Below are 22,188 nucleotides of genomic sequence, written 5' to 3'. Positions count from 1 at the left end.
GCCCTCTGCGTTCGCGGGGGCGCCCTCCCCCTGAGTGGTGGACACGCTGATACTGGATCTGCTTGATCCGAAGGAAGCGAAAAGACCGCCGATGGCGACGAAGGACTACTCGGACGAGTTCAAGGCCGATGCCGTGGCCCTGTACGAGTCCACCCCCGGGGCGACGTACAAGAGCATCGCCGCTGACCTGGGCGTGAACCGGACGACCTTGCGTGAGTGGGTGCTGCGGGACCGCGAGCGCAGTGGCGTCTCCGCCGCTGCCGCGAAGCCGGGCCCTCTGCCCCGGGAGGCGGTGCCGTCCGCTGATCCGCACGAGCGGATGCGGCAGCTGGAGGGGAGGGTGGCCGAGCTTGAGCAAGTGAGCGCAAGCTCGCCACCGAGCGGGACATCCTCCGCAAGGTTCCGCGAGCTGCTGACGTACGCGCGGCCGGGCGACACCGTGCATATCGCCGAGATGTTCCGCCTGGTACGCGGCACCGGGCACATCCTCGATGTGCTCGACGTCCTCCACCGCGACCCAGGTGACGAAACGCGGTCGACGGTCGGCCGGGCATCTCGGCTCTGCCTGCGCTCGCACCGCAGCTGACTTCCGTTAGCGGTCATCACCCGGGATGGCGGACACAGCTGCGCGGGATCGACGCCCGGCGGAAGCCACGTTCGTGCAGGTCAGTCAATTCCGTCGGTCGCCCTAGGGGATGACGAGTAGCTTGCCGGTGGTACGCCGAGCCTCCAGATCGCGGTGAGCTTGGGCGACCTCGGCGAGCGGGTAGCGGGCCGTCACGGTGGTCTCAAGCGCCTTGGTACGCACCAAGTTGAGCACGTCGGCGGCGCGCCGGAGCAGTTCGGACCGATCGGCGATGAAGTGCCCGAGGCTTGGCCGGATCAGGGTCAGCGAACCGCCCTGGGCGAGCCGGATGGGGTCGAAGGGTGGCACTGCACCACTCGCGGCGCCGAAGAGCACCAGGTGGCCGCGGGTTCGCAGGCTGGCGAGGCTCGCATTGAAGGTGTCCCTGCCGACGCCGTCGAAGACGACAGGCAGGCCTTGGCCGCCATGGAGCCGCTTCACCTCGGCCGCGAGATCGTCCACTGCCGAGTAGAGGATCACCTCGGCGGCCCCGGCGCGCCGCGCCAGCTGGGCCTTCTCCGGTGTCGAGGTTGTGCCGATCACCCTGCCGCCGAGATGGGTGATGAGCTGGGTCAGCACAAGCCCCATGCCGCCGGCAGCAGCGTGCACGAGCACCGTGTCGCCCGGCTGGACCGGGTAGGCGTCCTTGACGAGGTAGTGCGCCGTCATGCCCTGCAGCAGCACGGCGGCGGCGGCGGCCTCGAAGTCGACGCCGTCGGGCAGGGGCACGAGCCGGGAGGAGTCCACGACGGCCTGCTCGGCATAGGTGCGGAAATTTGCACCCAGCCGACCCGGTCTCCCACAGCGTCGTGGGTGACGCCGGGTCCGACCTCGAGGACCGTGCCCGCGCCCTCAGTGCCCGGGATGAAGGGCAGCGGGAGGGTGTACCGGCCCTGGGGGTGGTATACGTCGAGGAAGTTGACGCCGGACGCGGCGACCTCCACGACCGCCTGGCCCGGGCCCGGCATCGGTTGATCAATATCGACCAATCGCAGCAGGACGCGCTGGGCGATCGAGGAGTGCCAGGCCGCGAAGAACGAATGCGGCCTGGACCAGTACGAAGTCCGCCGTTACGTGGGCTGGTACCGACACATCACTCTGACTATGCTCGCGCACGCCTTCCTGGCGGCCACGGCGCACCAGGCCTTGGAAAAGGCGGCGGCACCGGTGAGGCAGCCGGGGCCATCGGGTTCACAGTGGCGGAGGTTCGGCGACTCCTGGCAGCTTGTCGTCCCCGGCCCCCGCACCTTGGTGGACGCCGGGGACGACACCACGCGCTGAGCTGGTCGAACTGACGCCGGCACCGCCAAGCGGTCGCCCGCCGCTGCCACTACCAGCGGCGGTGCCACCCGATCGAGGGGCAGCCTCCCGAAGGCCACTGACCACTCCACAGCCCGTGACACTCCACCCGCCCAACGAAAACCGCAGGTCAGATAGCGAAATCCTGCTGGAGTACAGTGCTCGGCCCACGGGGTGAGGGCACAGCATCACCGAGCTGTGCCCTCACGACATCAACGGTGGGGCCGGATCACAAGGTCACGCGATCCTGACGCGGTGGCCGGGGTTGCCGGTACCGGAGGCGATGGTGCCCTGATTTGACCACTTGGTCGTGCCCGCTTCGTTCGTCTCGTTGAAGTAGGCGGTCAGGGCCCCGTTGTCGGCGAGGATGAGGTAATCGGCCCTGTGGTCTCCGCCGACGTCGGCGAAACGGACCTGGGTGGCATTCCAGGACGCGGAGCCGGTGGCGATGGTGCTCACCTTGCCCCAGCCTCCGCGGCCGTCACCTCCCTGGTTGATGAAGGAGCGGACAGCGCCGTTGTCCTCGACGATCAGGTAGTCGGCCCGGGCGTCGCCGCCGACGTCGGCGAACCGCACGTCCTCAGCAGTCCATAGAGCGGATCCCGAAGCGATGGTGCCGTAGTCGTCCCACTTGAGGGTTCCGTCGGTCCGGGTATTGTTGATCAGTGCGCGGACTGCTCCGTTGGGCGACAGAACCAGGTAATCAGCGCGAGCATCACCACCGACATCCGCGAAACGCACCTGGGAGGCGTTCCAGGAGGCCGAGCCTGAGGCGATGGTCCCGGCGTCCCGCCAGCCGCCGCGGCCGTCGCCACCCTGATTGATCAGTGCGCGGACCGCTCCGTTGGGCGACAGAACCAAATAGTCGGCGCGAGCATCACCACCGACATCCGCGAAACGCACCTGTGCACCGGTCCATGACGAAGAGCCGGAGGCGATGGTGCCGTAGTCGGACCACTTCACCTTGCCGTCGGCTCCCGTGGAGTTCACCCACGCGTGAACGGCTCCGTTGTCCTGGACCACGAGGTAGTCCGAGCGGCCGTCGCCGTTGACATCGACGCGGTAGTCACCGGCCGCCACACCCTGGCCGACCTCGGGAGGTGCGGGCTTGACCGTGACCTCCGGGACAATCCACTTCTTCTGCGAAGCGGTGGCGATGCCGCCCTGGAAGGCTCGGGCCATCTTGGCGTAACCGTTGTTGTTCGGGTGGAGATTGTCGTTCAGGTCTGCCACCGTCAGCTCGCCCATGCTGACCTGGGTGATGCGGTAGCCGCGTGCGGCGCGCTCGTCGACGATGCCGGGGAGAGCCCGGTTGTAGGCGTTGACCCGGGCCTGTACGGCGGGGTCGGAGGCCGGGACGAGCGAGGCGAGCACGACCACGGTGTCCGGGGACGCGGCGTAGATCTGGTCGATGAGCCGGGCGAGGCGCTGGGGTGCAGCAGCCACCTCGTCGTTGCGGTTCATGTCGTTGGTGCCGAGGTGCAGCACCACCACGTTGGGCTTGGCATCCGCCATCCAGCGGTTGATGTTCTGGCTGATCTGGTTGATGCGCCACCCGGAGTGGCCTTCGTGCCGGGTGCCGTCGGCATCCTGCATGGACCCCACAAACTTCACGTTCGCCGTGTCCTTGGCGAGCATCTGTGCGAGCGCGGGTCGGTAGCCGGTACGCGTACTGCTTCCCACTCCCAAGGTGATGGAGTCACCCAGCGGCATCACCGCAAGGCTTACATGTCCGCCCTTCCTGAGGGCGGTGATGAAGCTGATGACACCTACGACCGCTGCGCTGGCTGCCATCACGAGCTCTCCCCCGGCCAGGAGGACGATGCCGCCTATGGCCATGGCTACGAGATGTCCGTGGACGTACTCCCACGCCTGGTGCTTGTTCCCGGCCTGGCAAGGCTCCATGGTGGGCTTGCCTTGACCTCCGATTGGGCTGGTGAGGCATTCCTTGGTGGTCTCATTGACCAGTTGGCGCCCGCCGGGAACACCTGATGGCTGGTGGTTCCACAGTTCGTCGCCGTGGTAGTCGTTGACGTGATGGTCCGCATGCCCGCCCGTGACGTGGTCGGCGCCTGCTCTCAGGTGCTGGTCCGCCTCACCGTCCTTGATGTATACGGGATTTGACCCTTGGTCACCGGCGGGGAAGCCGCCCGTATTCCAGTTCCGAAGATCAAGGGGCTCCATGGCCCATTGGAATTCATCAGGAATTGTTGTGGATGTATAGGTGCCGGTAGAGAGAGAACTGTTGGCCGGCTCCATGGACCGGAATACAAAGCCTGGGCCATTGTCATCTGCCATGCTCCGGAGACCTGCACCCATGGCGCTGTACTGCCACAGCTGGTTCCGGGCGTCCCTGTCGCGGCATTCCGCCTGACTGAGAACGTTGCGTGACTCATCGAGGGTGAGGCACTTATTGGTCTGCGCGTTGATCAACTTATGTGCGATGTCGGTTCCGTTGGAAACGAGTTCCTCCGCCCTCCAGACCTGACTCAGTTCGTGCTTCCATTCCTCCCGCGCCGCGGCGGTGCCATCCACCGCGGTGCCGTTGGGGATGGAGATGACCGAGTGCTTGGGCCCGGTGCGGTTGGTGAAGCGGTAGGTCCACCCCTGGTTCGCTCCGCCGGCTTCCATCGGGCTGAACAGCACGGGGAGATGGTCGCTTCCGCTATTGCGGATAGGGCTCCACGGAGCGGGAGTGGACGCATTGAAGAAGTTCGCACCCAGCGACGTCACCATGTAGTCGAGCGTGTTTCCCCCCTGCAGCTGCGAACTCTGCGTAGGACTCACGACAGTCGAATTCGCTGGCCGGTTGGGGTCGTCTCGCATCAGTGACGGGGCGCGGTTGTAATCCCCCAGCACCGCCCAGTCCCACGGGTCTCCCCCTTGAGTCGGGAGATTGGCAGCCCCATAGGCTTCTGTCGCGTCACGTACGGCCGTGACCAAGCCCACCCCATCGTTGCCGTTCCCGGAGAAGGCGTGGATCGAGGCGTACACCATCCGAATGTCATTGTGCACTATGAGCAGTGCCGGACGAGAGTTCGGAATGGTCGGATGCTGAACGAGTTCTACATGGTCTGCCCGTTGGGTGGTGATGATACCCAAGGGCTGGGTGGCATTTCTCGCCAGATATATGTACCGGACGTCGTCCGCACCTCTGCCTATTCGCCACTCGTACTCCCAGATTTCCGGGCCTATCTGCCGCTGGAGGGTGCTCCCGTACGGAAAGTTGGGTGCGACCGGAACAAGTTGGCCGTCGCGCGGGACCTCCTGAAGGGCAACGACACCGAAACTGCGGGAAATCTCGGCGACCGCTCCCCACATATCACCACCGGCAGTGGAGTGCAGCATGTTGAACGTCGCCATGAACTTCTTGCGGTCCGGCGGAGCAGCGGAGGCCGGCGATGCCGCGGCGATCACGGTGGCCAGGCCCATGAGGAGTGCCAGCACGCAGGTCACCGCTGTCGACACCCGCCAGGACGCGAACCCCTGCCTCCTCGGCGTCGGCATGGCTAGCGGCAAAAATGGAGATCTTCGTGCAAAACGCACAGGAAACTACCGTTTCGTAGTGATGACTGAAGCTGACGAAGACCGGGACGGCTATGCAGCTTTCTTCCTTGACGCCCACTCCGGCGGGCAATGCCTCTGTCTAGCGGCACGAGGGCACTGACAGGGCCAGCCTGCGGAAAGCGTCACTCTTTTCGTGGTTTCCGGTGCCGACGGCCTGAGAGCCATCGAATTCATCCCAGCTCTGGCCACCGATTTCTGGGGGAGTTGACGAAGGCCGAAGCCAGGACCGCGCCCAGCACATCATCATGGCCCGGCCGCCCGGTCCGGTGCGGTCCAGGCAGGCCTCCATGGCCTCGTAGCGGTGGCCTCGTCGGCCGGTCCGGCTACGCCGCCGACCCCGACAAAGTCGTCATCGGCCTGAACGGCCCCAGCGCCGACCTCCACGGCGAACTCACCAGTCGCTGACGCCCACGGCGCGCCCCCGGTGATGAAGCCGTGTTCGCGCGGGCCCGAGGACGCGGCGAGGTACGGTGCCCGCGGCGGTGCACCGCGGCAGGTGGCGAAGCGGCGCGGGCGCGGCAGGATCCGCAAGGGACGGCCGCAGGCTCGACCTCTGTCGCAACGGGTTTCACGGGCCCGCCTCCTCCGCATTCGGGGAAGCGGGCCCGTTCCCGGACCGGTTACTTCGGGCAGGCGTCCTGGGTGACCTTGCCGCCCGCGACGGAGGCGGTGGCCGGGTCGACGGACAGGCACTGGCCGGTCCAGTTGTTGATGAAGGCGTAGGCCGTGCGGGAGCCGCCGGAGACCTCGACCTTGGTGGGGACGATGTTCCACATCTGGCTGCCCGAGAACCAGCGGGTCTCGCACTCCCACCAGAACAGTTGGGTACCGGCGCCGGGCCGGACTCCGTCGTTGTACGGGACGGTCAGGCACTTGCCGTTGGCGGCCTTGACCCAGAAGTGGCCCTGGCTGTTCGCGGGCATCTCGGCCGACCACTGGTGGCTGCTGGGCGGGGTCGACTGGCATTCGCGCTGGGTGACCAGGCCGCCGGTCTTGGAGCTGTCGAACTCCGGTCCGCGCACCATGCAGCGGCTGCTGTACTTGGTGTTCACATAGGTCTTGTTGGCGTCGTTGACCAGCCAGAGCGCCGGGTGGCTGCCCTTGACCACGACGTCCTTGTTCCGGTCGATGATGTTCTGGATCAGGGCCCAGCCGGGGAAGTCCGTCATGACGATCCCGATGCGGCCCCGGGTCGCGTTGCTGTTCAGGTAGTTCATGAGCAGCTGGTTCTGGCCGGTGACGTAGCTGACGACGCCCCCGGAGTTGTCCATGTAGCCGCCCGCGTACTCCTCCGGGCTGGGTTCGGCCAGCGCCGAGGTGGCGGAGGTGTACGTCACGTACCAGGAGTTGCCCGTGTCCGCGCTGGCCCGGTCGATGTTCGCCTTGACACCGTTCCACTTGGTGTCGGCGCTCTTGGGCTTCCAGTCGTCCGCCAGCTTGTCGTGGAAGCCGAGCGTGCCGTAGGAGGCGCTGGAGGTGCTGTCGGAGACGCCGAAGGTGCCGAGGACGATCTTGCCGCGGGCCTGGGCCAGGGTGGGCGTCTGGGTCAGGCTGTTGCGGGTGATCGACGGCTTGTAGAAGAGGCCGTCGTACTTCTTCGCGTACCGGTCGAAGATCGCCGCGATCACGCCGGCGGAGACGTTCGACGGGTCGTTCGTGCAACCGGTGGCACCGCCTCCGCTGCCGATCGGGCACTCGGCCTTCAGGCGCATCACGAGCGTCTCGCCCGGGTGCTGGTTGAGGAAGGTCCTCGCCTTGCCCAGGACGTCGTCGAAGTTGGCGTTCTGGTAGATCGCGCCGTGGTGGATCGCGAAGAACTCGTTCTCGGTGACCCGGACCCGCAGGTCCAGGGCGCGGATCCCCTTGTCCAGCTGTGCGGTCAGGGTGTCCGCGCTGTCGCCGAGGTCCTCCTGGGTCTGGGCGAAGTGGCCGCCGTGGATGGAGAGCGTGTCGTGGGTGCCGGGCATGGACACCCGGGCCAGCGAGGTGCCTCCGTCGAGGCCCTTCATCCAGTCCTGCTGGAGCGGGGCGTTCTTGAGGGAGCGGAAGGCGTCGGCTTTGACGGACCCGGCCGCCGCGGCGGGGGCCGTGGCGGAGACGAGGGAGCCCACGGCGATGCAGCCGGCAGCCAGCGCGGCCAGCAGGCGCGGCCGGCGTCCTGGTCCGGGGCGGGAACCGTGGGCGAGGGGGTGGGACATGGATCTCCTGTACCGGGCCGGGCTTGAGCGGAAGGGCTGCCGTACCGGCGGTGCCGGTCGGTCTGCGCAGCGGGGGGAAGAGCGCGGGAGACGGGTGCGGTGGAGCCAGGGGTGGCCGTCTCCGGGGCATCCGCCATGCGGACGGGTCCGCCACGGCGACGGCGGCTCGGCTCCGCCTCCCGCGCCCTTCCCCCGGTGCTCGGCCAGTCCATCACCGGGCGCGGGGCCGGGAACAGGAAAAAGCACCGGCAGGAATGGCTGCCGCGTACTTCTGCCGGTCGCGCCCCGGCCCGATCCGATCCGATCGATCCGCCGGTGCCCGGCCTGCTCCGCGCCGACCGCGCAGGCGGTGGCCGCACCGGCGGCGACCGCGGCCCCGGAGCGGCCACGTCTGCGAGCGTTCGCGTACCGGCTCCTGGCTGCTTCGGAGATGGCGGGATCGGGACGGACGAGTGTGGAAACAGGCGCCGAGGAGGGCCCGGGCCGCAGTGTCGAGTGCGTCCTGCGGCCGGGAACGGCGGAACCCGTCGATGGAGGGCATCGCCGCGTCGAGCAGGAGGCGGTGGAGCTCGCTGATGGTGTGGGCGCCTCGCTCCAATGGCCTGGTCCCGCGCGTGCGCGGCAGGTCGGGGAGGAGGCTGCTGCTGCTGTCGGCGAAGGATTAAAAAGGGCGTGGGCGTATGCGTGCCTGACACCGGCCAGTGACGGCTCGGCCGTACGCAGCCGCTCGGCCGCCTACTCCTCACGTCCCTCCAGCATCCGCTCGGACAGGGCGGTGTCCACGCATTTCAGCAGACCTCTGGCCGGAGGGACGGTCCGGTCTGCGGCCGCGGTCAGCCGCCCCCGCGGTTACGTCAGTGGATCTCAAGAATCGAGAACGGCGGCGACAGCCTCGATTTCTACGAGTTGGTCCCGATAGCCGAGCACGGTGACGCCCATCAAGGTGCTGGGGACGTCATGGTCACCGAACGAGTCCCGGACCACCTCCCAGGCAGCCACCAGGTCCTCTCGCCGGGCGGATGCCACGAGCACCCGTGTACTGATGACGTCCAGGAGGGACGCACCGGAAGCAGCAAGAGCAGCTTGCATGTTCTCGATGGCTTTGGCTGCCTGGCCCGCGTAGTCCCCGATCGCTGCCGTGGAGCCATCGTCGTTCAGTGGACACGCTCCAGCGAGAAAGATCAGGCGCGCCTCGGCGGGCGCGGTGGCCGCGTAGGCGTACTCGGCGACATCGGACAGGGAGGCGGAGCGGATCAAGGTGACGGCACGAGCCACAGTCGTCGGTCCCTTCGTATTGGGCACGGAACGCGGACATCCTGCCAACACGGACAGGGCTTCCGCCTCCCCTTTTCCTCGCGGAGCCGCCACGACGGCCGCCTGAGACCGGTCGCAAGTCGACTGATCAGGATTGCAGGAGGGGTTGGGGCCGTCCCCTGACCGCAGACTGGTCGGGCGGCCACGCGCGCGGTCGAGGGCGCCTTCCACGGCCTTGCTTGCCGGCTTCGGCCGCCCTGGACAGCTCGACCCGCCCCAGCCGCTTCCTTCGGATCACCTCGATGACCACCAGGCCACGATGGCGTGAGACCCGCCGCCGCCCCCACGTCAGCCGATGGGCTTGGCCACTCGGGCGAGCAGGGCGGCCGACTCCTCCGGCGCGAGGGCGTGGTCGTACACGACCTCGCCCGTCATCCCGGGGAAGAACCGGCCGGCGGGCCAGTTCCTCCGGTACGCGGGCGGGTCGAGGACCACGAGCCGGACACCGTCCACGACGGGGATGTCCGCCGGGTTGCCTTCGTTCCAGATCCACTCGCCGTCGGCGCCGACCAGGTTGAAGGAGCCGGTGGTCGGCACCATTCCGGCCTGGTCGCGACAGCAGGCGACAGCGTCCGCCGACGGCGCCTGCCCCCCCACGAGGCCCCGGCCGATCAGGGCGTCGGCGAGGAGCGTGTGCAGCTGAAAGTTGTCGCCGACACCGGAGACGCGCAGCGCGAAACCGGCGCCCGTAGCGCGGTCGAGCACGATGAATGGCTCGTCGTCGAGGACGGCGAGTGCGTACGCGAGACACTTGAACGGCTCGCCCGACAGCTCCGCCACCCGTGCGACGGCGGCCGCCAATCCCTCGCGACCGGCTACCTCTCGGCGCACCTGCGGGGAGTTGAGCATGGCCACGCAGGCCATCTCGAACTGGGGAAGCGCCTGCCAGGCCATGACGGGCTCGAAGCCGATCCGCTCGAAGTCGGCCTCCTCCAGGCCCTCGCCCTCGTGATCGGGCAGCTCGCCCCTCTCCGAAGCCGCCCACCGCTCGCAGAACACGGCGGCCTGCTCGAAGGCATCCAGGGCGCTCGCGAACACGGCGGGCGCGCAGGCCAACGGGTCGGCGCCCCGCTCGACGCACGCCCCGCTCAGCACGGCTACGACTGCTCGCGGCCCGGGCGGAACCTGCTCCAGCAGAGCGGCCAGCCGAGGCCCCGCCGCCCGCAGGTCGGCGTCCGCCGCCTTGTCGAAACCATGTGTCAGCCGCCCGAAGGCACGCTCCGCCGCGTCCGCGTCCTGGGCTCGTACAGCCGCTTCGAAGGTCTCGACGGCGGCTGGAAACCGCCCACGTCCGAATATCATCCCGGCACCCTAGCCGACGCCTCCGAAAGCACCTTGCGCACTGCGTGCTCGCCCGACTGGCCGCAGCCAGTCCCGCATGCGCCGGTCCAGAGCGCGCGAGCCGGATGGGGTCCGCAGGAGGGGTCGGACCGTGGACCTGGCCGGCTATCGGCCGGTCTCTCTACCTGCCTGATTGCAGGTCAGAGGCGCGAGGGGTGGGGAGACTTGGTGAACAGGTCTGTCCCGCCCCGAGCGTGGGGCGATTCACCGAGGCCCATCAGGGTGCGGACACGACCGCGGCGAGTCGCCCAGAGGATGAGGTCCCGAATCGTGCGGAGCACCCCCAAGGGTGCGGGGAGCAGGCTTGCTGAGCTGCGATTTTATGGGGACCGAGGCCTGGTTTTACTCACTTTCGCTGAAACTCCCTTATCTGAACAAGAAGGCCAAATGGGGCCCTTGTGGGCCTGGTTCACCTGTGGCGGCAAAGTTGGAGGAGGCACAGCACTAGCGCTACCACGGGAGCGAGGGGAACAAGGTCGGCGGCCGGCGCGCGGTCGTGGTTCTCCCGCGTATCGCCGACAGTGGTCCTCAGCGCTGAACCGGTTGCCTCGACGCTGACCTTCGTCATGCGCCTGCTCACGGTTGCGACCAGCGGCCTGCCCCACGGCGCGTGCTCTGCCTCCGAGAGGTGGGAGCAGGTGCTCACCGCCCCCTCGTCCGCCAGGCCCCGCCGAAGGAGCGCCGGGTGTCAGATGATCGGGGGCCGGCCCAGGCGGGTCATGCGCCATACCGTTCGCCAGCGCATGGGGCGGCGCGGCGGGCACGGGACCCGTACGCCTTCGAAGAACCCGGACCACCAGGCCGTCAGGCCGGAGAGCGGGGGGCGTTGCGCGAGCGTGTACGCGGCCCAGGTCGCGAGGTAGATCGGCACCAGGACGGCGGGCAGGTGGCGCTTGGCCAGCCAGACGCGGTTCCGGCCGGTGTGGTGGTAGTACACCGCGTGCCGGGACGCCTCCGTACGCGGGTGCTGGAGCACCATGTCGGCCCGGTAGTCGATGTCCCAGCCGGCGTCCAGGGCCCGCCAGGCGAAGTCGGTTTCCTCGTGGGCGTAGAAGAACGGGGTGGGGAACTCGCCCACCTCGTCGATGACGCTCATGCGGATGGCGTGACCGCCGCCGAGGAACGTCGTCACCGGTCCGGACACCATCGGGTTCTTGCCGCCGAGGCGGGGGACGTGCCGGCGCTGGCTCAAGCCGGTCTCGTCCGCGATGCGGAACCCGGCGATGCCCAGCCGGTGGTTCTCTGCGAAGGCTTCCCGCACCAGCGTGAAGGTGTCGGTGCGGGGGAGGAGGCCGTCGTCGTCGAGGACGACCACGATGTCCGTGCCGCCCTGCTCGCGCAGCCACCGCACGCCGGCGTTCCGGCCGCCGGGGATACCGAGGTTCTCCGGCAGTTCCACGCCCGTCACGTCGTCCGGCAGCGGGGCGAGTTTCACGCCCTGCCCCAGGACCACGACGGTGGCGGGATCGCCCTCCTGCCTCGCCACGGAGTCGAGCAGGGCCCGCAGTTCCGCGGGCCGGTCGCCCATGGTCAGGATGACAACCCCGATCTTCGACATGTCGCTGCTTGTTCCTTTCACCGCTGGGTCTTGAGCAGTTCGGTGGCGCGCTGTTCCAGGTTCCCCGCGCCGCTCACACCGCGCTTGCGGTAGCGGGCGGCGGCCGCCTGGATTTCCTTGACCGCCTGTCTGTTGCGGTCGGACACCACGCCTCCCATGAAGTCCAGGGACCGGTACCAGAGTCCGACGGCTTCCTCGTACCGGTGTTGACCGGCCACCGACCGTCCCAGGTCGGTCAGGGTCAGGCCGTGCTTGAGTTGGTACGTGCCCGGCAGCCGGCCCGCCAGGGCCCGTCGGTAGTGCCGTTCGGCCGCCGGGTGGTCCTTCATCGCGGTCAGGGTCTTGCCCATGTGCGAGGCGACCGTGGCCGCCACCGGCCCCGAGGCGGCGGCATACTCGGGGACCGGGTCCCGAGTGTCCGTCACCGCGTCCTCGGCCGCGAGCAGGGCACGCGCCGCTCGGGCGCCCTGCCCGCCGGCCCCGTACGCCCGGGCGCAGGTGACCAGCAGCAGGGCCTCGGTCTGTCGGTCGACCTTGCCCACCGCCCGGTTCAGGGCGGCTTCGGCGAGCTCCGGGCAAGCGTGGGGGTGCCCCAGGTCGAGGGCCTGGTGCGTGAGGGCCCGCATCATCCACGCGGCGTGGCCCCGCGGGTCGGCCTCGCAGGCAAGCTGATAGCCCAGCAGGTAGTAGCGCTGGGCGGCGCCCTCCCGCCCGAGGTTGTGGTGTTTCCAGCCGACCAGGCAGGCCAGCTGGGCCGCCGCCCCGAACGCCTCCGAGCGGACCTCGGCGGTGGGGAACCGGGCGGTGAGCATCGGTGCGACGGTGTCGGTGAGGTAGGCCGTGACGGTGGTCAGGCCGTGCCCGCCGCCCATCCGTTCGTCCACGCTGCGGAACGTCTCGGTGAGCTGTCTGACCGCGGTCACCTCGGCCGGTCCGACCAGACCGCCGCCCTCGGCCGCTCCGAGCGTCGCGGCGACCGCTTCGTGGTCGTAGGTCAGGGGCAGACCGACGGAAGCGGCGGTGAACGCTGCGCCAAGGAAGTCACGGCGTCGTTGCATGACGGCTCTCCCGAGATCGGCGATGGCGGCCAACGGATCGGCTTCCAGGGCCCCACCGATGACAGCGGAGCCTAGACCGATCTCGGCGACCGTCACCCGCCGCTTGGTCCGTCTCGTCAACGCTTCGGCGATGTAGGACGGCGTCTGCCCGGACGGCGTACCGCCGGCGACCCAGTAGGCCACGGCCGAAGGACCCGTACCCAAGCGCCGTCCGGCCTCGGCCGCCACGGAGCGAATCTCCCTGGCCAGGGCGTAGTACGTAGCCCCGGATTCGGCTATCACCGCCGCCAGCGCGCTGTTCGGCGTCCGGTCACCTGCCAATGCGAACCCTCCTGCGGACGGTCTTGAACGGCTTGAACGGGTTCCTGCCGTCACCACCGTACTCACTTACCGTGCCGACGAGTTCACTGTTCATCACGCCGCCCGGGACCGCGCAAGGCTCCGTCCGACGGGGCCCACCCCTGCCCCGGGTGGCGCCCGCCGGGGTGGCGGGGAGGCGGTCCCGAACCGGCCCGGTCGCAACCTCCCCGCCACCCCCCCTGATCACCCGCTCACCGCACCGCCCGTTTTCGCCGAGCTCGAAGGAGCCGCCATGCCACTCACCGACGCCGACCTGTCCGCCGCACTCACCGGATCGACCGTCGTGGTCACCGGGGGCGGCGGCCTGGTCGGCTCCCGCGTCACCGCCCGTCTTCGCACGGCCGGGGCCCGAGTCCTGGCCGTGGGCAAGCTCGACGCCTACCCCGCCACCGTCTACGCCGACCTGTTCGGCGTGCACACGAGCGACAGGGACACCATCGTGGGCGACATCGCTGACGCCGCCCTGATGGACCGCGTCGTTCGGGAAGCCGACTACGTCGTGCACGCGGCCGCCGTCGCCGACGTAGCCGCCTGCACCCGCAACCCCCTGGCCGCGATCCGAACCAACGTCACCGGCACGCAGGTCCTCCTGGACGCGGTCCGCCGACGCAACGCCCGCGTACGCCGGTTCGTGTTCGTCTCCTCGGCCGCCGTCTACGGCAACGGCGACCCCAAGCGCCACGACGTGCAGCGCTGGAACGAGGAACAGCCCCTGGCACCCCTGTCCGTCTACGCGAACACCAAGGCATGGGGTGAAGCACAGACCGCGGTCGTGCTGAACAAGGCCAACGTGTCCCACACCTCGGTCCGCTACTTCTCCGTCTACGGTGAGCCCCAGACCGTCAAGGAGGGCTCGCACTCCTGGGTCGTCTCCTGGATGGCGATGCGCGCCAAGCTCGGCCTGCCCCTGCCCCTGCCCCTGCCCCTGCACCTGAACGGCGGCGGCCGGCAGGTCCGCGACTTCGTCCACGTCGAGGACATCGCCGCGGCCACCGTCCACGCCCTGCTCGCGCCCGGCGCCGACCGACAGACCCTCAACGTCGGCACGGGCCGGGCCACCTCCATCGCCGACGTGGCCCGGCTCATCCGCAACCACTACCCCGACGCCGAGTTTCAGGACCGGCCGCTGCCCGAGGGCGACCCCCTCGGCGGGACGGCCGACACGTCCCGCATGACCGCCGCCCTCGATTGGGAACCCACGATCACGGTGGCCGAGGGGGTGGCCCGCTACGTCGCCTGGCTCGACAACACCCCCGGCGCCCTGCCCGACTTCCTGCGCCGCGAAGCGGCCGAAGTCGCTTGATGATCCCCGATCCCCGAACCCCGAACCCCACTACGAACAGGAGCGAGCAGGTGCCGGATTCCATCCGTATCGGTGACTACGTCCGCAGCCCCGTCGAGTCCGGCCTGCACGCCACCGGCTATGCTGGGATCGGCGGGTTCGAGCTGTCCGACTTCCTCACCCGTTGGGACGCCCTCCACGACGAAGCCCTGCACATCCTGCCCGAGCGGATTCACCCCACCGCCCGGATCCACCCGACCGCGATCATCGGCGACGACGCGATCATCGGACCCGGGGTCCGCGTCCACGAGTTCTCCACTGTCCGCAAGCGCTCCGTCCTGTGCGCCGGCGTCTCGGTCGGCTTCGGCTGCGAGGTGACCCATTCCTTCGTGGGGGAGAACACCGTGCTCGGCCACCAGGTCGGCATCGGCCACTCCGTCATCGGGGCCGACGTCCACCTGTCCGCGAACCTCGTCATCGCGGCGATCAGCCTCTGGAACTACGACATGCGCCGCCCCGTCAAGGAGATCGTTCTCCACGGCGACTCGGACGACGAACCGGCCTACCGGTGCACGACGCCGCAGTTCGGGGGCCTGATCGGGGATCACGTGCAGACGGGCAGCGTGATCACGCTCGGTCCGGGCATCGCTGTTGGCCGACACTCGGCCATCGCGGCGAGCGTCTGCCTCGGCAGCAGCATCGTCCCCGACGCGAGCGTGGTCCGATCCACCTCCCCGGAGGTGACGATCGAACCCCGCCGCATCTGACCGCCGACGGCTGCCGCCCGACCAGCCGCCGGGCGAGGGCTCGGGGCAACTTGAGGAACTCGTCTCCGGGACCATCGCTGCGGGTGCGGGGAGCAGGTCCCCCGTGCGCGTCCCGTACCCGGCGCGATCGGGACCATCCCCACAGGTGCGGGGAGCAGGCCGCGACCTGGAGAAGGCCAGCCGTCAACTTGGGACCATCCCTGCAGGTGCGGGGAGCAGGCTTGCTGAGCTGCGAGTTTATGTGGGGCAAGCCCCGGTTTTACTCACTTTCGCTGAAATTCCCATTTCGGCGCAAAGGCCGCGCCTATCCGCCCGCCGCGCAGCGGACGCAGGTGGTCGTGGCCGGGCGGATGTCCAGGCGTTCGGGGGGAATGGCCGCGCCACAGGTCTCGCACTGTCCGTACCGGCCTTGTTCGAGCCGCTCCAGCGCCTCATCCAGTTCCTCCAGGTGTGTTCGTGTGCCTGTGCCAGCAGGGCGGCCACGTGGGCCCGTTCGAAGGCGGTGCTGCCTCCTTCGGGGTCGTGTTCGTCGTCCACCGCGATCAGGGCGTTCGCCGCGACGATCCCGTCGAAGTCGCGGCTCAACGCGGCCGCCCGCGCGAGGGTGGCCGCGCGGTCGGCCGCGAGGCGGGCCCGGGCCGCTACCAGCGCGGGCCGGACGGGCTCGGCATCGTTCGTCGAGGTCATGAGCGGGACAGTGCCTTCATCAGGTCGTCGCGGGTCATGTTCGAGCGGCCGGGGAGGTGGGCGGCGGCAGCCTTCTTGTAGAGGTCCGCCTTCGACAGGCCGCTCAGGTCCTCCTTCGGGGCGGTACGGATCCGCTTCTTCGCCGCGGGCGTCTTCCCGGGCCGGGTCTTCCCCGAGGCCGTGGCCTTGCCCGCGGCGGTCTTCGGTCTGCCGGCACGCTCGACGCTGGCACGCAGGGCTTCCATGAGGTCCACGACGCCGGTCGGTTCCGCGGCGGGTTCGGCCTTCTCCACGCTCTCGCCGGTCTTCTTGGCCTCGATGAGGGCTGCGACCTTCTCCTGGAACGTGTCGTGGAACTCGCCCGGATCCCAGTCCATGCTCATGGCGACGATGAGCTGCTCGGCCATCGTCAGCTCCTTGCTCGAAGCCTTCGCCTTCCCCGGGAGCGTGTCGATCTCCTTTCGCGGGTCCCGGATCTCGTCCGCCCAGTGCAGGGTGTGCAGGGTGAGGAGTCCGTTCTCGGCCTTGAGGGCGACGAGGTACTCGTGCTGGCGCATCACGAAGGTGGCGATGCCCGCCTTGCCGGCCTTGGTCAGGGCCTGCTCCAGCAAGCTGTAGACCTTCCCGAACTCCTTGCCGCGCGGTCCGAGGTAGTAGGTCTTGTCGAAGAAGATCGGGTCGATCTCGTCCAGGTCGACGAACCCGTTGATCTCCAGGGCCTGGGAGCGGCCCGGCGCGATCTCGTCCAATTCCTTGGGCTCGACCAGGACGTACTCGTCGCCGGCGTCGTAGCCCTTCACGATCTCCGTCAGTTCCACCTCGTCGCCGGTGCGCTCGTTGATCCGTTTGTTGCGGATCCGGTCGGACGTGCCGCGCTGGAGCTGATGGAAGTGGATGGTGTGGCTGTCGGTAGCCGTGTAGAGGCCCACCGGCAGGCTGACCAGCCCGAACGACAAGTTTCCGGCCCAGACGGGACGCGCCACGGCCGCCACCTCCTCCAGTCGCCCCCTCTTCCCGTGCACGGCGCCTACCCGGTCCGCGGTCCGCTGCATCCGACCGAATCCGCCGGTGCTGTCCGCCGCAGGTCGGTCAGCCGAACGGGGCACTGACCGGAGCGTCGACTTCCCTTTCATAATCGAACAGAATTACGATTCAAGAGTGACCGCCCAGAGCTCCTTCCCCAACGACCTCCTCCAACTGCAGGAGCGCCTCCACCGCGCCCACGCCGAGCACCGCACCTATCTGGCGGCCCTGCCATGGAGCGTGGAGCCGATGAAGGGCTGGGCGCGGGGTGAGCGCTACTCTCACCGCGGGGACGTGCCCGACAGCCCCGGGTGGAGTGACGAGCAGAAGGCGACGGTCGACCGCATGTGGGCTGAGATCCGGGAACTGTCGATCAAAGTGGTCGACCACCCCCACTGGAAGAGCGTCTCTGCCGACACCCTGGTGGAGTGCCGCATGCGGCTGAAGCGGCAAGCCCGCCCCACCGAAGACACCGAAGCCCCCCAAACGGCCGAAGCGGCGTAGCCGCGATGCCGGATCAACCGGCGTGAGGCACTCCAGGACGCCGGCCCGGGATACTCGTCGCCGTCGCTTCATCGCTTCGCCGCTTCCGATTCCACGATCAGCTCCGGCACCTCCGCCTGAACTGCAGCAATCAGCCGGAACCCCTCCAAGCCGGCGGGCATTCGCCTTCGGATCACCCGGCAGGCGGCCCGCCCGTACGACAACCCCGTGTCGGCGTACGCCTGAACGGTTCAACCCCGTACAGGTCAACGTGGTCGCTCGATGATGCGCTGGCCAAGGACTCTCGTCGGCCCTCAAAGGACCGTCGGACGTCGCAGGCAACCGGTACTTCTCATGCCACCTTGATGACGACCTTCCCCGAGGCGTGACCGTTCTCGACGGCGGCGAGGGCGGCCGGCGCGTCGGAGAGCGGATGGACCGCGGTGACGACGGGTGCGAGGACTCCGTCGAGGGCCAGCCGGGCCGACCGCTCCAGGTTCTCGCGGTCGATGCGACGCTCGACGAAGCGCCCACCGAGATCGGGCACGGACGCATCACCCACAGCGATGACGTTGCGGGGATCCCGGGCCAGCGGAGCGACCGTCCGCAGCGAGGTGCCTCCGACCAGGTCGACGATCCCGTCGAAGCCGTCCGGCACCAGCTCGCGTGCCGCGGCGGCGACGTCCTCGGCGGTGTAGTCGATGAACCGCACCCCGATGCCCTCGGCGTGCTCGCGTTTGCCGGTACTCCCGGTCCCGATCACGCGCAGCTCGCGCCCGATGGCCAGCCGGGCGACGGCGAGGCCGACCCCGCCCCCGACCCCGTTGACCAGGACCGTGGCGCCGGCCGGGAGGCCGAGTTGTTCGAGCGCATCCACCGCGGTCGTCCCGGCCACCGGCAGCGTTGCCGCCACGGTCGCCGACAGACCCGCCGGGATGCGCGCGGTGTTCGGCGCGGACAGCACCGTCGTCTCGGCGTAGGTGCCGCCACCGGTCAGTGCGAAGCCGAAGACCGCGTCGCCCACCTCGAGCCCGTCGATGTCCTCGCCCAGGGCGAGAACGGTTCCGGCTGCCTCCATGCCCAGCACGCGGGGAAACGGACGCCCGCCGTCGAGCCCGTCGACCAGACCTGAGCGCAGAACGTGGTCGAGGGGATTCACGCCGGCGACGTCGACCCGGATCAGTACCTCACCGCGACCGGGTACGGGATCGGGTCGACCGAAGAACTCCTGCACCTCGGGCCCGCCGTACCTGCCAAAACCCCATGCCTGCCCCATCGTCCGCCGCCTCTCGTATGACCAACCCGGTGCCTCCGGGCGCTGTCGCCATCCTCACCGCTGACATTGGTGGCAGGGGCAACCGGCTGAGACGCAGGTCACAGCGTCAGGTCGACCGCGCCGCCGGTTCCGGGGCCGTGGAAAGCTCCGCCCGGTGCCGGCTGTTGGCCCCGATCAGCACGTCGAGTGCGTTCCGGGTCTCGAGCAGGTGCGCGATGTCGGCGTCGATCCTGTCGCGCTCGCGCGTCATCGCCGTGAACGTCTCCTCGGCGACGTCCAGGTCATCCGGGATGTCCACACACGGCAGCACCGTCGCGATCACCCGGCTGGACAACCCCGCGTCGAACAACTGGCGGATGAGCGACACGCGCTGGACCGCGGCATCGGAATAGTGACGCTGCCCCGCATCGGAGCGTGAGCTGGTCAGCAGTCCCTGGTCTTCGTAGTACCGCAGTGAGCGCGGACTCGCGCCCGTGCGCTGTGACAACTCGCCTATCCGCATCCTTGAGAGCCTACGTCGGCGGCCTCCAGGTTCAGACCGCCGATGAGTCATGGACCTTGCGGACACCCCACCGCCGCAGGGTCGCCGTCCCGGCCCCGCGACCGAGCACAATTTTCGTCCGTCCGTACATGCCTGAGTCACTTCTCCCTCAGCATGCCGACACCCCGCCCCGCCACCCTGCCTTCCTCGGGCAGCAGCCATGATGCACCCGTGGCGACAAACCTTGAACTCTTCGCGGACTACCACCAGATCCACGTCATGGACAAGGAATCCGAAGGCGACTTCGGCGATGCATGGACCGAACAGACCGTCCTGGGACGGGCTCGGCGTCACCGACGGCGCCCTGGCCATAGACACCGCCGTCAACGTCACCGTGACAGTCAGCTTCCTTGTCCTCGCGGAACAGCCCGCCGATGACAGGGAGGACTTCGACCACGTCGTCGAAGCCAGTCTCCACCTTGCTTCGGGTCGCCTCGTCGTGGTGGGCTGCACCGACTACTTTGCCGACGCAGCACGCTTCTGCATGCCTGCCGACTGGATTCGGGTACGAGCTTCGGGCCGCCGAGCTGCGGTTCCTGTTCAGTACCTGTTCCTGAGCCGCGCATGACAGGGGCGGGTTTCCGCCGCACAGCCGGAGAGATGTATACCGGACACATGAGCGATGGGGATCAGCGCACTTTGGACCTTCTGCGGCGGCTGGACCGGATGCCAGGCCCGCACCATATGGAGTTTCCAGACGGGTTCGACTACGCCCGGGCGGAGGCCCGAGCCGGCAAGCTGTCCGAGCGATTGACACGCGAGTTCGGCTTTCCCTGCCCCGTCAGCCCAGCTCAGGACGCCTCCAGTTACTTCAGCACGGGTATAGACGCGCAGGCGACTGAAGCGGGGGGCCACCTCGGTATCCGGCTCAGCAACTACGGCGATCTCGCCAGCATCACGACGCTGGCATCGGGCGGGCTGAATGACGACCTGCATGGGGACCTGGACGAAGCAGTTGCCGATGGCGCGATCTCCCAAGCGGACCGCATCCGTGTGGAAACCGCACTGTCCGACCTCGGATACGTCCTGGTTCAGCAGCGTCCCCTCCAGCGTCGCTACGACGGAGTTCACACCGATTGGGTATGGACGGGCGAGCCGACTTGGTGGGTCCGCTTCTTCTACTACCTCTAGACATCGGCCCGGGACGCTGACGCCGAGCCCATCCTCTACGGAACGTCATATGGTGATCCTGCCTGAGGCGACCGCATCGTGGGCGGTTCAGCTGACCGGCTGTTGTTCAGCACGCGCGCTCGTTCGAAACTCGGCTCTCCCTGAAACCGGGCGTCCCTGCCGCTGAGCATCAGACGTTCTTGAAACTCACCAGCAAAGCCATACGGGGAATAGCCGCCTTCTGGCGCGGCCTTCAGCAGGGCGCCGGGATCATCCCCGCGGGTGCGGGGAGCAGGACGGTGGTGCTGGCGGAGCGGTACACGCTCGTGGACCATCCCCGCGGGTGCGGGGAGCAGCAGAAGGTCCAGCACCGTGGTGGGGGACGGCTGGGACCATCCCCGCGGGTGCGGGGAGCAGTTCCATGCTGTGGTGTCGAGGTAGAAGTCACCGGGACCATCCCCGCGGGTGCGGGGAGCAGGCTTGCTGAGCTGCGAGTTTATGTGGAGCAAGCCTTGGTTTTACTCACCTTCGCTGAAACTCCTATTTCTGGTCAAAGCCACGTACCTCAGCCGGTCGGCCGTGGTTCGTCGTGGATGGCAGCGGAGCCTGATCCAGCCCTCAAGGTGTTCGTGTGCCTGGGCCAGCAGGGCGGCCACCTGGGCCCGTTCGAAGGCGGTGCTACCTCCTTCGGGGTCGTGGTCGTCATCCGGGGCGATCAGTGCGTTCGCCGCGACGATCCCATCGAAGTCGCGGCTCAACCCGGCCGCCCGCGCGAGGGTGCCCGCGCGGGCGGCCGCAAGCGCGGGCCGGACGTAGCCGGCATCGCTCGTCGGGGCCATGAGCGGGACACCGCCCTCACCAGGTCGCCGCAGGACACTCTCGACTGGGACGCCCTGTTCTGAGCGATCCGGCCTCCTCAAGCGGCCGGGGAGATTGGCGCCGACGTCGGCTTGCTCGATGTCGGCTGCCGCGCTTGGAATACGTCGGTCGGCAATCCCGCGCTCGGGATACCTCCTACCTTGTCGCCCCAGAAAAAGCCTCGCCGACCGGAGGTTCGGGGCTCCGCCAGGTGACCGGTTGCCGCAGGGCCGCAAGGATCTCCGGCCCGAACTCCGGGTCGTCCCAGTCCCCATCCCCGTCTCCGCAGGAATGGAGTTCGGCGGAGGGGTCACGTAGCAGCGGCAGCAGGCGCTCCGCGTCCTTGTGCCCGGCGTCCGCCGCCGAGTTGACGAGGAAGCACAGCCAGGCGTGCGCCCCATCACCCCCGAAGACGCGCGGCCCCATCCTGAGCACCACGACCGCGTAGCGGAACCACGCGCCGGGGTGCTGCTCTCCGGTTGCCACTCCGAGCCGGCTCTCAGCGATGTCCAGGTCTCCTCGGGCCAATGCCTGCGAGCCCATCAGGTAACAGAGGTTCGCGTGCCGGCGGCGCTCCAGGGCCTCCTTGCCGGCCAGAGGCTCCATGCCCCAGTCCCCGTCGGGTCGGTCCCAGAAGTCCGCACGGCGGGCCGGCGGCTTCTGCCATGCGGGTCTGCTGCGGGCGACGCGTCTCCCGCGTACGCCTATCTGCTGCGCCACCAGGCGGCGTTCGACTACCTGACACACCGGTACTCCGAGGTGGCCTGGGCCGGCGGGCAGCTCGTGTCGAGGCTCGCCCAAGGGGTTGAGCATCCCGGCGCCGCCGAGGCCTTCGAGGCGG

19 protein-coding genes and 2 pseudogenes are annotated in these 22,188 nt (G+C 68.7%); 7 read left to right on the top strand and 14 right to left on the bottom strand.

Annotation, left to right across the window (positions count from 1 at the left end; all coding sequences use genetic code 11):
- The first annotated feature begins 37 nt into the window (after window positions 1–37).
- Window positions 38–586, top strand: coding sequence for a transposase (locus tag ACZ4XJ_RS24620; RefSeq protein WP_468497372.1), 549 nt, complete (start codon window positions 38–40; stop codon window positions 584–586).
- A 102-nt stretch (window positions 587–688) separates the two neighbouring features.
- On the opposite strand, the gene ACZ4XJ_RS24615 is transcribed toward ACZ4XJ_RS24620, so the two are convergent.
- Both ACZ4XJ_RS24615 and ACZ4XJ_RS24610 read right to left on the bottom strand, forming a co-directional pair.
- A complete protein-coding gene (locus ACZ4XJ_RS24615) occupies window positions 689–1,372 on the bottom strand; it encodes a quinone oxidoreductase family protein (protein ID WP_468497371.1) in 684 nt (227 codons plus the stop codon).
- Complete coding sequence (locus ACZ4XJ_RS24610) at window positions 1,291–1,593, bottom strand: alcohol dehydrogenase catalytic domain-containing protein (protein ID WP_468497538.1); 303 nt, start codon at window positions 1,591–1,593, stop codon at window positions 1,291–1,293. The genes ACZ4XJ_RS24615 and ACZ4XJ_RS24610 overlap by 82 nt, the downstream gene beginning before the upstream one ends.
- Window positions 1,594–1,624: 31 nt before the next feature.
- On the opposite strand from ACZ4XJ_RS24610, the pseudogene ACZ4XJ_RS24605 reads away from it, so the two are divergent.
- Window positions 1,625–1,906, top strand: a pseudogene (locus ACZ4XJ_RS24605) (IS701 family transposase); the annotation flags it as partial.
- A gap of 255 nt (window positions 1,907–2,161) precedes the next feature.
- Here the strand turns inward: ACZ4XJ_RS24605 and ACZ4XJ_RS24600 are convergent.
- From ACZ4XJ_RS24600 to ACZ4XJ_RS24575, 6 genes are all read right to left on the bottom strand, one after another.
- Window positions 2,162–5,371, bottom strand: a complete 3,210-nt coding sequence (locus ACZ4XJ_RS24600) for a GDSL-type esterase/lipase family protein (RefSeq protein ID WP_468497370.1) — start codon at window positions 5,369–5,371, stop codon at window positions 2,162–2,164.
- 740 nt (window positions 5,372–6,111) lie between these two features.
- Window positions 6,112–7,689, bottom strand: coding sequence for a phosphatidylinositol-specific phospholipase C domain-containing protein (locus ACZ4XJ_RS24595; protein ID WP_362880761.1), 1,578 nt, complete (start codon window positions 7,687–7,689; stop codon window positions 6,112–6,114).
- Window positions 7,690–8,553: 864 nt separating this feature from the next.
- Window positions 8,554–8,964, bottom strand: a complete 411-nt coding sequence (locus ACZ4XJ_RS24590; protein WP_362880858.1) for a RidA family protein — start codon at window positions 8,962–8,964, stop codon at window positions 8,554–8,556.
- A 327-nt stretch (window positions 8,965–9,291) separates the two neighbouring features.
- Entirely contained in the window at window positions 9,292–10,305 is a 1,014-nt protein-coding gene (locus tag ACZ4XJ_RS24585) for a hypothetical protein (RefSeq protein ID WP_468497369.1), read from the bottom strand.
- Between the two features lie 727 nt (window positions 10,306–11,032).
- Window positions 11,033–11,902, bottom strand: coding sequence for a glycosyltransferase family 2 protein (locus ACZ4XJ_RS24580; RefSeq protein ID WP_468497368.1), 870 nt, complete (start codon window positions 11,900–11,902; stop codon window positions 11,033–11,035).
- 17 nt (window positions 11,903–11,919) lie between these two features.
- Window positions 11,920–13,281 (bottom strand): tetratricopeptide repeat protein, encoded by a 1,362-nt coding sequence (locus ACZ4XJ_RS24575; protein WP_468497367.1) that lies wholly within the window; start codon window positions 13,279–13,281, stop codon window positions 11,920–11,922.
- Window positions 13,282–13,552: 271 nt separating this feature from the next.
- On the opposite strand from ACZ4XJ_RS24575, the gene ACZ4XJ_RS24570 reads away from it, so the two are divergent.
- Window positions 13,553–14,623, top strand: a complete 1,071-nt coding sequence (locus tag ACZ4XJ_RS24570) for an NAD-dependent epimerase/dehydratase family protein (protein WP_468497366.1) — start codon at window positions 13,553–13,555, stop codon at window positions 14,621–14,623.
- A gap of 50 nt (window positions 14,624–14,673) precedes the next feature.
- Window positions 14,674–15,369: an LbetaH domain-containing protein gene (locus tag ACZ4XJ_RS24565; RefSeq protein WP_468497365.1), complete on the top strand. Its 696-nt coding sequence runs from the start codon at window positions 14,674–14,676 to the stop codon at window positions 15,367–15,369.
- A gap of 304 nt (window positions 15,370–15,673) precedes the next feature.
- Here ACZ4XJ_RS24565 and ACZ4XJ_RS24560 read toward each other — a convergent pair.
- Window positions 15,674–16,056, bottom strand: a pseudogene (locus tag ACZ4XJ_RS24560) (TraR/DksA family transcriptional regulator).
- Window positions 16,053–17,039: a non-homologous end joining protein Ku gene (gene ku / locus ACZ4XJ_RS24555; RefSeq protein ID WP_468497364.1), complete on the bottom strand. Its 987-nt coding sequence runs from the start codon at window positions 17,037–17,039 to the stop codon at window positions 16,053–16,055. Before ku ends, ACZ4XJ_RS24560 begins: the two are co-directional and overlap by 4 nt.
- Window positions 17,040–17,214: 175 nt before the next feature.
- Here ku and ACZ4XJ_RS24550 point away from each other — a divergent pair, with 175 nt between their 5' ends.
- Window positions 17,215–17,583 (top strand): hypothetical protein, encoded by a 369-nt coding sequence (locus tag ACZ4XJ_RS24550; protein WP_468497363.1) that lies wholly within the window; start codon window positions 17,215–17,217, stop codon window positions 17,581–17,583.
- 331 nt (window positions 17,584–17,914) lie between these two features.
- Here the strand turns inward: ACZ4XJ_RS24550 and ACZ4XJ_RS24545 are convergent, their stop codons facing one another.
- Both ACZ4XJ_RS24545 and ACZ4XJ_RS24540 read right to left on the bottom strand, forming a co-directional pair.
- Entirely contained in the window at window positions 17,915–18,838 is a 924-nt protein-coding gene (locus ACZ4XJ_RS24545; protein ID WP_468497362.1) for an NADP-dependent oxidoreductase, read from the bottom strand.
- A 106-nt stretch (window positions 18,839–18,944) separates the two neighbouring features.
- A complete protein-coding gene (locus tag ACZ4XJ_RS24540; RefSeq protein ID WP_468497361.1) occupies window positions 18,945–19,340 on the bottom strand; it encodes a MerR family transcriptional regulator in 396 nt (131 codons plus the stop codon).
- A gap of 289 nt (window positions 19,341–19,629) precedes the next feature.
- Between ACZ4XJ_RS24540 and ACZ4XJ_RS24535 the strand changes: the two genes are divergently transcribed.
- Window positions 19,630–19,947 carry a hypothetical protein gene (locus tag ACZ4XJ_RS24535; protein WP_468497360.1) on the top strand — a complete coding sequence of 106 codons (318 nt, stop codon included), beginning with the start codon at window positions 19,630–19,632 and terminating at the stop codon, window positions 19,945–19,947.
- A 47-nt stretch (window positions 19,948–19,994) separates the two neighbouring features.
- Complete coding sequence (locus tag ACZ4XJ_RS24530) at window positions 19,995–20,510, top strand: hypothetical protein (protein WP_468497359.1); 516 nt, start codon at window positions 19,995–19,997, stop codon at window positions 20,508–20,510.
- 497 nt (window positions 20,511–21,007) lie between these two features.
- Here ACZ4XJ_RS24530 and ACZ4XJ_RS24525 read toward each other — a convergent pair whose 3' ends face one another.
- Together ACZ4XJ_RS24525 and ACZ4XJ_RS24520 are read right to left on the bottom strand one after the other, a co-directional pair.
- Entirely contained in the window at window positions 21,008–21,328 is a 321-nt protein-coding gene (locus ACZ4XJ_RS24525; RefSeq protein WP_468497358.1) for a hypothetical protein, read from the bottom strand.
- Window positions 21,329–21,503: 175 nt separating this feature from the next.
- Complete coding sequence (locus tag ACZ4XJ_RS24520) at window positions 21,504–22,094, bottom strand: hypothetical protein (protein ID WP_468497357.1); 591 nt, start codon at window positions 22,092–22,094, stop codon at window positions 21,504–21,506.
- Between the last annotated feature and the right edge of the window lie 94 nt (window positions 22,095–22,188).

It is taken from the genome of Streptomyces sp. NPDC029836 (assembly GCF_055574495.1).
Note: the sequence above shows the minus strand (reverse complement) of the source record. Positions and strands in the feature narration are given on the sequence as shown.

Bases quoted from the DNA above. Each gene is read 5' to 3' on its own strand.
- ACZ4XJ_RS24610 (WP_468497538.1), bottom strand. From the start codon at position 1,593: ATGCCGGGCCCGGGCCAGGCGGTCGTGGAGGTCGCCGCGTCCGGCGTC.
- ACZ4XJ_RS24595 (WP_362880761.1), bottom strand. From the start codon at position 7,689: ATGTCCCACCCCCTCGCCCACGGTTCCCGCCCCGGACCAGGACGCCGG.
- ACZ4XJ_RS24585 (WP_468497369.1), bottom strand. From the start codon at position 10,305: ATGATATTCGGACGTGGGCGGTTTCCAGCCGCCGTCGAGACCTTCGAA.
- ACZ4XJ_RS24580 (WP_468497368.1), bottom strand. From the start codon at position 11,902: ATGTCGAAGATCGGGGTTGTCATCCTGACCATGGGCGACCGGCCCGCG.
- ACZ4XJ_RS24570 (WP_468497366.1), top strand. From the start codon at position 13,553: ATGCCACTCACCGACGCCGACCTGTCCGCCGCACTCACCGGATCGACC.
- ACZ4XJ_RS24545 (WP_468497362.1), bottom strand. From the start codon at position 18,838: ATGGGGCAGGCATGGGGTTTTGGCAGGTACGGCGGGCCCGAGGTGCAG.
- ACZ4XJ_RS24540 (WP_468497361.1), bottom strand. From the start codon at position 19,340: ATGCGGATAGGCGAGTTGTCACAGCGCACGGGCGCGAGTCCGCGCTCA.
- ACZ4XJ_RS24535 (WP_468497360.1), top strand. From the start codon at position 19,630: ATGCATGGACCGAACAGACCGTCCTGGGACGGGCTCGGCGTCACCGAC.
- ACZ4XJ_RS24530 (WP_468497359.1), top strand. From the start codon at position 19,995: ATGAGCGATGGGGATCAGCGCACTTTGGACCTTCTGCGGCGGCTGGAC.
- ACZ4XJ_RS24525 (WP_468497358.1), bottom strand. From the start codon at position 21,328: ATGGCCCCGACGAGCGATGCCGGCTACGTCCGGCCCGCGCTTGCGGCC.